We start from the raw sequence: 8,989 nt of genomic DNA, 5'->3' as shown, positions 1-8,989 counted from the left end.
GCGAGCGGGAGGGGAGCTTTTTTTCTGCCCCCCCCCCCCCCCCCGCAGCGCGCCTCGGCCTCGGCGCCGAGCAGGATCGCCACGGCCGCGGCGGCGCGGGCGTCGGCGTGGCCCTGGACGTCGCCGTCGTCGCCGATGAACTCGTCCAGGTGCCGGTCCAGGTAGCCGGTGTCGATGCGTCCCTCGACCACGGCCGGATGCCGCGCCAGGCGCTCGAGGAAGGCGATGTTCGATTTCGGCCCCTCGATCACGCAGGCCGCCAGCGCCGCGCGCAGCCGCGCCAGCGCACCGTCGCGGTCGGCGGCATGGACGATCAGCTTGGCGATCATCGGGTCGTAGAAGATCGTCACCACGTCGCCTTCGACCACGCCCGAGTCGATGCGCACGCCCTCGGCGTCGCGCGGGAGGCGCAGGCGCTGCAGGCGGCCGGAGCCCGGCAGGAAGCCGGCGTCGGGATCCTCCGCGTACAGGCGTACCTCGATCGCATGGCCGCGCCGCGGCACCTCGTCCTGCGCCAGCGGCAGCGGCTCGCCGGCGGCCACGCGCAATTGCCATTCGACGAGGTCCAGCCCGGTCACCATCTCGGTCACCGGATGCTCCACCTGAAGGCGCGTGTTGATCTCCATGAAGAAGAACTCGCCCGAGGGCGCGACGATGAACTCCACCGTGCCCGCGTTCTGGTAGCCGATCGCGCGCGCGGCCAGCACCGCGGCATCGCCCATGCGCGCGCGCAGCGCCGGCGTCAGGAAGGGCGAGGGCGCCTCTTCCAGCACCTTCTGGTAGCGACGCTGCGCGGAGCACTCGCGCTCGTTCAGATGGATGGTGTTGCCCTGCGCATCGGCGAACACCTGGATCTCGATGTGCCGCGGCGACTCGATGTAGCGCTCCAGCAGCACCCGGTCGCGGCCGAAGGCGTTGCGCGCCTCGCGTTGGCAGCTCTCCAGCGCCGGCAGGAATTCATCGGCCGCGCGCACGATGCGCATGCCCTTGCCGCCGCCGCCAAACGCGGCCTTGATCATCAGCGGGAAACCCACGCGTTCGGCCTCGCGTGCCAGCAGCTCCGGCGACTGGTCCTCGCCCGTATAACCCGGCACGACCGGCACGCCCGCCGCCGCCATCAGATCCTTGGCGCCGGCCTTGCTGCCCATGCGCCGCATCGACTCCGCCTTCGGCCCGATGAAGACCATGCCCGCCGCCTCGACCGCATCGGCGAAGTCGGCGTTTTCGCTCAGGAAGCCGTAGCCGGGATGGATTGCCTGCGCGCCGCTGGCCAGCGCCGCGGCGATGATCGCGTCACCGCGCAGATAGCTGTCCTGTGGCCGCGGCCCCCCGATCGGATGCGCCTCGTCGGCCAGCTTCACGTGCTGCGCATCGGCATCGGCCTCCGAGTACACCGCCACGGTGGCGATGCCCATGCGGCGGGCGGTGCGGATGACGCGGCAGGCGATTTCGCCGCGGTTGGCTATGAGGATTTTCGAGAGCATTTTTTTAGCCACGGATTTGCGCCGATGAGGGCGGATTTACACGGATAGAGCAGGAAAGGCGGAAAAACAGGGATCCGGGAGAGTCTAAGAGAAAACGCGGCGGCGGAATTCAGGGCGAGGACCGAAGTTGAGCAGCAGGCCGAGGCGGATGCCGGTCGCCTTGAGGTAGTTCAGGAGCTGGGCTTCGTGGGGAGGCGCAATCTGGAGAGCGGCCTTGATTTCGATGAGCAGGTGATCGTTGACGAGCATGTCGGCCCGGAAATGTCCGACGACCTGGCCGTGAAACCTGACGGCGATCGGTACCTGCCGTCTCACCTCCAAACCGCATTCCTCGAGCCGCACTGCCAGTGCGGCCTCGTACACGCTCTCCAGGAACCCGTGCCCCAACTCGTTATAGGTATCAAAGAAAGCCCCGATCACCCGCCCACTCAGGCCCCCAAACACCAACCCACCACCAGCCGCATCCATGCGCTATTCCTTCCATTGGCCTTGCCCCATTCCTTTCCGGCTTTATCCGTGTGAATCCGCTCTTATCCGCGCAAATCCGTGGCAAAGAAGCTTTTCCCTCACCCTACCCACGAAGCCTTCCGCTTGTCGAGGAACGCCCCCAGCCCCTCCTGCCCTTCCGCGGAGACGCGCAGGGCGGCGATGAGGGCTGCGTTGTCGTGGTCAAGGCGGTCGCGGTCGGTTGCGGCGGCGGCTTCGCGCACCAGGCGTTTGGCGTCGGCCGAGGCGTGCGGGGCGGCCTTGAGGAGGAGGGCGAGCTGGCGGTCGACGGCGGCGTCCAGATCCCCGGCGGCGACGACTTCGTGCAGCAGGCCGATGCGCAGCGCTTCGGTCGCGTCGAAGACCTCCGCCGTGGCGAAGTAGCGACGCGCGTTGCGCGCGCCGATCGCGGTGATGACGTAGGGCGAGATCACCGCCGGCAGCAGGCCCAGGCGGCTTTCGGTCAGGCCGAACTTCGCCTCCGGCACGCCGATGGCGATGTCGCAGCAGGCCACCAGGCCCACGCCGCCGCCGAAGGCCGCGCCGTGCACGCGCGCGACCGTGGGCTTGGGCAGTTCGTCCAGGGTGCGCATCAGCCTGGCCAGGCGCAGCGAGTCCTCGCGGTTGGCGGCTTCGCCCGCGGCGGCCATGCCGCGCATCCAGTTGAGGTCGGCGCCGGCGGAGAACGAGGCGCCAGCGCCTTCCAGGACCACGGCACGCACCGAACGGTCGCCGCCCAGGGCTTCGAGGGCCCCGGTCAGGTCGGCGATCAGCACGTCGTCGAAGGCGTTGTGCAGGGCAGGGCGGTCCAGTCGCACGCGGGCGATCGCGCCGTCGCGGGCAAGGGTCAGGCTGGCTGTCATCGGAGGGTTCCCGGGGGAAAACCAGATGATAGCCGTGGCCCGAGGCTGCGCTATGATGAGAACAGTTCCCATTTGGACCCGCCCGTGAGGCTCACAGAACTCCCGCGCCGGGTCCGTGGCGTGGTCGATCGCGTCGAGGCGCGATCGGACAAGGACGCGACCGCGCGCCGCCTGCGCGACCTCGGGTTCGTCGCCGGCGAGGAGGTCAGGATCACCGCGACCGGCCCGTTCGGCGCCGAACCGCTGCTGGTGCAGGTCGGCTACACCCGATTCGCGCTGAGGCGGGATGAGGCCGCGCGCGTAGTGCTGGCGGACGTCGCCCCCGACGCGGGCGCTTCGACATGAGCGCGGCCGCGCAGCCGGTGCGCCTGGCCCTGGTCGGTAATCCGAACTGCGGCAAGACCGCGCTGTTCAACCAGCTCACCGGCAGCCGGCAGAAGGTCGCCAACTACGCAGGCGTCACGGTGGAGCGCAAGGAGGGCCGGCTGCTCGCGCCGTCCGGGCGCGCCTACGCGGTGCTGGACCTGCCGGGCGCATACAGCCTTGCGCCTTCGAGCCTGGACGAGGCGATCACGCGCGATCTCTGCCGCGGGTTCTATCCCGGCGAGCCCGCGCCCGACGTCATCGTCTGCGTGGTCGATGCCACCAACCTGCGCCTGCACCTGCGCTTCGCGCTGGAGGTGCGCGAGCTGGGCCTGCCGATGGTGCTGGCGTTGAACATGGTCGACGTCGCCAGGCGCCGCGGCATCCGCGTCGACCGCGCGGCGCTGGAGGCCGAGCTGGGCGTGCCGGTGGTAGAGACCGTCGCGGTGCGCCACGACGGGGCCACCGCGCTGATCGAAGGCATCGAGGCCATGTCCCGGTCGCCGCGACCGCCGGCGAAGCGCATCCGCGGCGACGGGCCGGTGGGCGCCGGGAGTTCGAATCCCCGTGGGGACGCCACGTCCGGGATTCCGCCCCTGCCCGGCGAAGAAGCGCTCCACGCCGAAACCCGGCGCCTGCTTGCGCTGGCGGTGACCATGCCCACGCGTACCGCGCACATCGACGACGCGCTCGACCGCTGGCTGCTGCATCCGGTGTTCGGGCTGCTGACGCTGGCGGTGGTGATGTTCCTGATCTTCCAGGCCGTGTACGCCTGGGCGACGCCGGCGATGGACCTGATCGAGGCCGGCACGGGGTGGCTGGGCGAGGCCGTGGGCGCGGCCATGTCCGAAGGCCCCCTGCGCAGCCTGCTGGTCGACGGCCTCATCGCTGGCCTCGGCGGCGTGGTGGTGTTCTTGCCGCAGATCCTGGTGCTGTTCGCCTTCATCCTGGCGCTGGAGGAATCCGGCTACCTGCCGCGCGCGGCCTTCCTGCTCGATCGCATGATGGCGGCGGCGGGCCTGTCGGGCCGCTCCTTCATCCCGCTGCTGTCGAGCTTCGCCTGCGCGGTGCCCGGCATCATGTCCACGCGTTCAATCCAGGACCCGCGCGACCGCATCGCCACGATCATGGTCGCGCCGCTGATGACCTGCTCGGCGCGGCTGCCGGTGTACGCGCTGCTGATCGGCGCATTCATCCCGCAGCGCCAGGTCGGCGGGCTGTTCAACATGCAGGGCCTGGTGCTGTTCGGCCTGTACATGGCCGGGATCCTGAGCGCGCTGGCGGTGTCGTGGGCGATGAAGCGCTGGCGCCGCGACCAGCGCGAGCATCCGCTGATGCTCGAACTGCCTTCGTACCGGCTGCCGCATCCGCGCGACCTGCTGATCGGCCTGTACGAGCGCGGGATGATCTTCCTCAAGCGGGTGGGCGGCATCATCTTCGCGCTGACGGTTCTGCTGTGGGTGCTGCTGTCGTTCCCCGCGGCGCCGGCGGACGCGGTGGGGCCGGCGATCGACTACAGCTTCGCCGGCCGCATCGGGCATGCGCTGGCAGTGGTGTTCGCGCCGATCGGCTTCAACTGGCAGATCTGCATCGCGCTGATCCCCGGGCTGGCGGCGCGCGAGGTCGCGGTGTCGTCGCTGGCCACGGTGTATGCGCTGTCGGCGGCGAACGACGAAGCCGCCAGCGAAGCCCTGTTGCCGATCATCAGCGACGGCTGGTCGCTCGCCACCGGCCTGTCCTTGCTGGTGTGGTTCATCTATGCGCCGCAGTGCATCGCGACCTGGGCGGCGATCCGGCGCGAGACCGGGTCCTGGACGCTGATGGCCGTCAACGCGGGCCTGCTGTTCGGCCTGGCCTACCTCGCGTCCCTGGTCACCTACCAGGCCGCCGTGGCGCTGGGCGCCGGCTGATGGATGCCGGGCTGGCGCTGCAGTACGTGGTGGTCGCGGCGGTGGTCGCGCTCAGCGCCTGGATGGTGCTGCGCCGGCAGTTCCCCGTGGCCGCGCGGCGGGTGCGCGTGGCCGTGGCGATTCCGCTGGTGCGCGAAGGGAGGCCGGCGTGGATGCGGACGATGGGCCGATGGATCGCGCCGCCGGCTTTGCACGGCGGGAAGGGCTGCGGGGCATGCGGGGGCTGCGACTGAGCCGCCGGGCCGTCAGTGCCGCGCGCGCGAATTCGGCTTCTTCGGCGTGCGGCGCATGTCGTTGGTCGGCGTGAGGTCGACGGCCAGGGTGAAGGTGCGCGCGTCGCCGGGCTGGATGGCGCCAACACCCACCACCTGGTGCGAGACCTCGGTGCCTTCGTCATCGCGGATGGTCAGCACCACCGAATACTCCCAGGCGCCGCCTTCGGCGGGATGGCGGATCTCGCCTTCCACCTGAAGCGCGCGCGTGACCTGGCTGGGCTCGGACCTGTCGTCAAAGCGCAGGTAATGGCGGCACGACGGGCAGACCGTCGCGCTCTCCAGGATCGTGGTCTTGCAGTGCGGGCAGGTGCGCGTTGCACCTGCCGCGCCGGGGCGCGAATTCACGAGACCAGGTCGAGGCCGGCCTTGTCCTTGTCCTTCTGCGCCTTGTCGTCCTTGCCCTTGCCCGGGGTCGTGGCGCCATCGTCCCAGCCGCACTCCACGTTGCCGCGGATGCGCGAGCCGGCGGCGACCGTCAGGGTGCCGGCGGAAATGTCGCCGATGACCACGGCGGAGGGCTGCAGCTCGACGCGTTCGGCGGATTCGATATTGCCTTCGAGCTCGCCCGCCACGGTCACGCGCTTGGCGCGAACGCCACCGTTGAGGCGGGCGCCGCCATCGAGGGTCAGGTCGCCCTCGACGTTGACGTCACCCTTGAACTTGCCGGCGATGCGGACATGGCCGCTGCCGGAGATCTTGCCCTCGATGGTGAGGTCGGAGGCGATCACCGATTCCCTGGCCTGCGGCGCGGCCGTGGCGGGCTCCGGCCGGCTGGAGGCCTGCTGCTGGTGCTGGAAGGGCGATTCGACCGGCTGGAAATCGGCCACGGCGGGGTTGGGCTCGCGCGATGCGGGGGAAGCATCCTTGCCGAAGGGCAGGGAGCTGTCTTTCTTGGCGGAGCCTTGCGGGAAGATGGCCATGGCGCGGTAATTCCTCGGTGCGGTCGGTGGATCAGGGGAATCCGACACTAGCACGCAGCCGCCTTCACACGCCTGTGACGCGGCTCACCAAATCCGAAGGTCTACATCCGGAAGACGCCGAAGCGCGCTGGTTCGATCGGGGCGTTCAGGGACGCGGAGACGGCCAGGCCCAGGACCCGGCGGGTGTCGGCGGGGTCGATGATGCCGTCGTCCCACAGCCGCGCGGTCGAATACCACGGGCTGCCCTGGTGTTCGTACTGCTCGCGGATCGGCGATTTGAAGGCTTCTTCCTCGTCCGCGCTCCAGTCGCCGCCGCGGGCCTCGATGCCGTCGCGCTTCACCGTCGCCAGCACGCTGGCCGCCTGATCGCCGCCCATCACGCTGATGCGCGCGTTCGGCCACATCCAAAGGAAGCGCGCGCCGTAGGCGCGGCCGCACATCGCGTAGTTGCCCGCGCCGAAGCTGCCGCCGATGACCACCGTGAACTTGGGCACGCTCGAGCACGCCACGGCGGTGACCATCTTGGCCCCGTCCTTGGCGATGCCGGCGTTCTCGTACTTGCGCCCGACCATGAAGCCGGTGATGTTCTGCAGGAACACCAGCGGGATGCCGCGCTGGTTGCACAGCTCGATGAAGTGCGCGCCCTTGAGCGCGCTCTCGCCGAACAGGATGCCGTTGTTGGCGACGATGCCGACCGGGTAACCGTGCAGGTGCGCGAAGCCGGTGACCAGCGTCTTGCCGTAGCGCGCCTTGAACTCCTGGAACTCGCTGCCGTCGACGATGCGCGCGATCACCTCGCGGATGTCGAACGGCCGGCGCGTGTCCTTCGGGACGATGCCATACAGCTCTTCGGCCGCGAACCGCGGTTCCACCACCGGGCGCGTCGCCACCGGCAGCAGCTTGCGGCGGTTGAAGGTGCCGACGATGTCGCGCGCGATCTGCAGCGCGTGGCGGTCGTCCTCGGCGAAATGGTCGGCCACGCCGGAGACAGCGGTGTGCACGTCGGCGCCGCCCAGCGATTCGGCATCGACCACCTCGCCCGTGGCCGCCTTCACCAGCGGCGGGCCGCCGAGGAAGATCGTGCCCTGGTCCTTGACGATGATGCTCTCGTCGCACATCGCCGGCACGTAGGCGCCGCCGGCGGTGCAGCTGCCCATCACCACCGCGACCTGCGGGATGTTCTCGGCGCTCATGCGCGCCTGGTTGTAGAAGATGCGGCCGAAGTGCTCGCGGTCGGGGAAGACCTCGTCCTGCAGCGGCAGGAAGGCGCCGCCGGAGTCGACCAGGTAGACGCAGGGCAGGTGGTTCTCGCGCGCGATCTCCTGCGCGCGCAGGTGCTTCTTCACTGTCATCGGGAAGTAGGTGCCGCCCTTGACCGTGGCGTCGTTGGCCACCACCACCACTTCCTGGCCCATCACCCGGCCGATGCCGCAGACCATGCCGGCCGCGGGCGCGGCGCCGTCGTACATCTCCTCCGCGGCCAGCGGCGCGATCTCGAGGAAAGGGGAACCGGGGTCGAGCAGGGCGGCGATGCGCTCGCGTGGCAGCAGCTTGCCGCGGGCCACGTGCCGGTCGCGGGCCTTGTCGCCGCCACCGTCGGCGGCGCGCGCCAGGCGGCTGTCGAGTTCGTCCACCAGGGCGCGGTGCCAGGCGACGTTGTCCTGGAAGTCCTGCGAGCGCGGATCGAGGCTGGAACCAAGTGCGGGCATGCGGTGGCCGGTCACGTGCAAGGAAGGCGCAACAGCATACCGGGAGCGCTCCCGCGGATGGCCGGGTCGGCATCAAGGGCCTGGAACACCCCGCACCCTTCGGACCGTAGCCCATGCCTGCCATCCCGCATCAGGAACAACGCGCTCAGTCCCTGCCGCGCCGCGAGCGCGGTCCCGGCTTCGGGGCCGGCCACCATGAGGGCGGTGGCCCAGGCGTCGGCTTCGGCGCAGGTCGGGGCGAGAACGGTGACGGATGCGGGCGAGGACAGCAGCGGCGCGCCCCGACGCGGGTCCATCGTGTGCGACAGGCGGCGCCCCTGTACGGTCACGCCATGCCGGTAGTCGCCGGAGGTGGCGACGGCGCCATCCTGCAGGGACAACAGCGAGTGCGGCGCACGGCAGTCCGGATCGGGCGCTTCGACCGCAATCGTCCAGGCGTCGCCATCGGGTCGCAGGCCCAGCGCGCGCATCTCGCCGTCGATGCCGACCAGTCCCGCCTCGATGCCCGAACCGCGCAGGGTCTGCGCCAGCCGGTCCACTCCGTAGCCCTTGGCGATGCCATTGAGATCAAGCGTGATGGCAGCCCGCTTGCGCACCTGGTTGCCCACCAGTTCCAGCGCCTCATGCGCCGGGCGTCGCGCTGCGGCCAGGGCGCGACGCACACCCTCTTCATCGGCGGCCTCCGGGCCAAAGCCCCAGGCCTGCACGGCATCCCCCATGCCGGGATCGAAGGCTCCGCCCGAGGCGCGCCCGATGGCCAGGCCCAGGGCCAGCACGCGGGCGAGGTCGTCGGGCACCACCACCCATGTGCCTGCCGGCGTCCGGTTCAGGCGCATCAGGTTGCTGTCGGGATTCCAGGTGGACATCTGCGCGTCCACGTCGCCCACTGCTTTCTGCAGTGCTGCCTGCACCGGGCCGGTGTCAAAGCCCGGCGCGCTGAAAAACAGGGCGGACCAGCGCGTGCCCATGGTGGGGCCGC

General features: G+C 70.2%; 10 protein-coding genes. 3 read left to right on the top strand and 7 right to left on the bottom strand.

Going from position 1 to position 8,989, the window contains the following annotated elements; all coding sequences use genetic code 11:
- The 3 genes from WCE39_RS07005 to WCE39_RS06995 form a co-directional block, all read right to left on the bottom strand.
- Nucleotides 1-1,484, bottom strand: a 1,484-nt coding sequence (locus WCE39_RS07005; protein ID WP_343275952.1) for an acetyl-CoA carboxylase biotin carboxylase subunit, incomplete at its 3' end; no start/stop codon positions are given.
- An 84-nt stretch (nucleotides 1,485-1,568) separates the two neighbouring features.
- A complete protein-coding gene (locus tag WCE39_RS07000) occupies nucleotides 1,569-1,952 on the bottom strand; it encodes a GxxExxY protein (RefSeq protein WP_343275951.1) in 384 nt (127 codons plus the stop codon).
- Between the two features lie 98 nt (nucleotides 1,953-2,050).
- Nucleotides 2,051-2,833 carry an enoyl-CoA hydratase-related protein gene (locus WCE39_RS06995; RefSeq protein ID WP_343275950.1) on the bottom strand — a complete coding sequence of 261 codons (783 nt, stop codon included), beginning with the start codon at nucleotides 2,831-2,833 and terminating at the stop codon, nucleotides 2,051-2,053.
- 84 nt (nucleotides 2,834-2,917) lie between these two features.
- Between WCE39_RS06995 and WCE39_RS06990 the strand changes: the two genes are divergently transcribed.
- From WCE39_RS06990 to WCE39_RS06980, 3 genes are read left to right on the top strand one after another with little or no spacing between them, the layout of a single operon-like run.
- Nucleotides 2,918-3,178 carry a FeoA family protein gene (locus tag WCE39_RS06990; RefSeq protein ID WP_343275949.1) on the top strand — a complete coding sequence of 87 codons (261 nt, stop codon included), beginning with the start codon at nucleotides 2,918-2,920 and terminating at the stop codon, nucleotides 3,176-3,178.
- Nucleotides 3,175-5,106 carry a ferrous iron transporter B gene (gene feoB / locus WCE39_RS06985; RefSeq protein ID WP_343275948.1) on the top strand — a complete coding sequence of 644 codons (1,932 nt, stop codon included), beginning with the start codon at nucleotides 3,175-3,177 and terminating at the stop codon, nucleotides 5,104-5,106. The genes WCE39_RS06990 and feoB overlap by 4 nt, the downstream gene beginning before the upstream one ends.
- Nucleotides 5,106-5,339: a DUF6587 family protein gene (locus WCE39_RS06980; protein WP_343275947.1), complete on the top strand. Its 234-nt coding sequence runs from the start codon at nucleotides 5,106-5,108 to the stop codon at nucleotides 5,337-5,339. The genes feoB and WCE39_RS06980 overlap by 1 nt, the downstream gene beginning before the upstream one ends.
- A 12-nt stretch (nucleotides 5,340-5,351) precedes the next feature.
- Here WCE39_RS06980 and WCE39_RS06975 read toward each other — a convergent pair whose 3' ends face one another.
- The 4 genes from WCE39_RS06975 to WCE39_RS06960 form a co-directional block, all read right to left on the bottom strand.
- On the bottom strand, nucleotides 5,352-5,726 hold the full coding sequence (locus tag WCE39_RS06975; protein ID WP_343275946.1) for a hypothetical protein: 375 nt from the start codon (nucleotides 5,724-5,726) through the stop codon (nucleotides 5,352-5,354).
- On the bottom strand, nucleotides 5,723-6,301 hold the full coding sequence (locus WCE39_RS06970; protein WP_343275945.1) for a bactofilin family protein: 579 nt from the start codon (nucleotides 6,299-6,301) through the stop codon (nucleotides 5,723-5,725). The genes WCE39_RS06975 and WCE39_RS06970 overlap by 4 nt, the downstream gene beginning before the upstream one ends.
- A 101-nt stretch (nucleotides 6,302-6,402) precedes the next feature.
- The gene (locus WCE39_RS06965; protein WP_343275944.1) at nucleotides 6,403-8,010 is read right to left on the bottom strand and encodes a carboxyl transferase domain-containing protein; all 1,608 of its coding nucleotides are present in this window, start codon (nucleotides 8,008-8,010) and stop codon (nucleotides 6,403-6,405) included.
- 11 nt (nucleotides 8,011-8,021) lie between these two features.
- Nucleotides 8,022-8,978: an FAD:protein FMN transferase gene (locus tag WCE39_RS06960; RefSeq protein WP_343275943.1), complete on the bottom strand. Its 957-nt coding sequence runs from the start codon at nucleotides 8,976-8,978 to the stop codon at nucleotides 8,022-8,024.
- Nucleotides 8,979-8,989 lie beyond the last annotated feature (11 nt).

Source organism: Luteimonas yanweni (assembly GCF_039548475.1).
In the GTDB taxonomy this organism is placed as follows: Bacteria; Pseudomonadota; Gammaproteobacteria; order Xanthomonadales; family Xanthomonadaceae; genus Luteimonas.
Note: the sequence above shows the minus strand (reverse complement) of the source record. Positions and strands in the feature narration are given on the sequence as shown.

Coding starts and splice junctions, on each gene's coding strand:
- feoB (WP_343275948.1), top strand. CDS start 3,175: ATGAGCGCGGCCGCGCAGCCGGTGCGCCTGGCCCTGGTCGGTAATCCG.
- WCE39_RS07000 (WP_343275951.1), bottom strand. CDS start 1,952: ATGGATGCGGCTGGTGGTGGGTTGGTGTTTGGGGGCCTGAGTGGGCGG.
- WCE39_RS06960 (WP_343275943.1), bottom strand. CDS start 8,978: ATGGGCACGCGCTGGTCCGCCCTGTTTTTCAGCGCGCCGGGCTTTGAC.
- WCE39_RS06970 (WP_343275945.1), bottom strand. CDS start 6,301: ATGGCCATCTTCCCGCAAGGCTCCGCCAAGAAAGACAGCTCCCTGCCC.
- WCE39_RS06995 (WP_343275950.1), bottom strand. CDS start 2,833: ATGACAGCCAGCCTGACCCTTGCCCGCGACGGCGCGATCGCCCGCGTG.
- WCE39_RS06965 (WP_343275944.1), bottom strand. CDS start 8,010: ATGCCCGCACTTGGTTCCAGCCTCGATCCGCGCTCGCAGGACTTCCAG.
- WCE39_RS06980 (WP_343275947.1), top strand. CDS start 5,106: ATGGATGCCGGGCTGGCGCTGCAGTACGTGGTGGTCGCGGCGGTGGTC.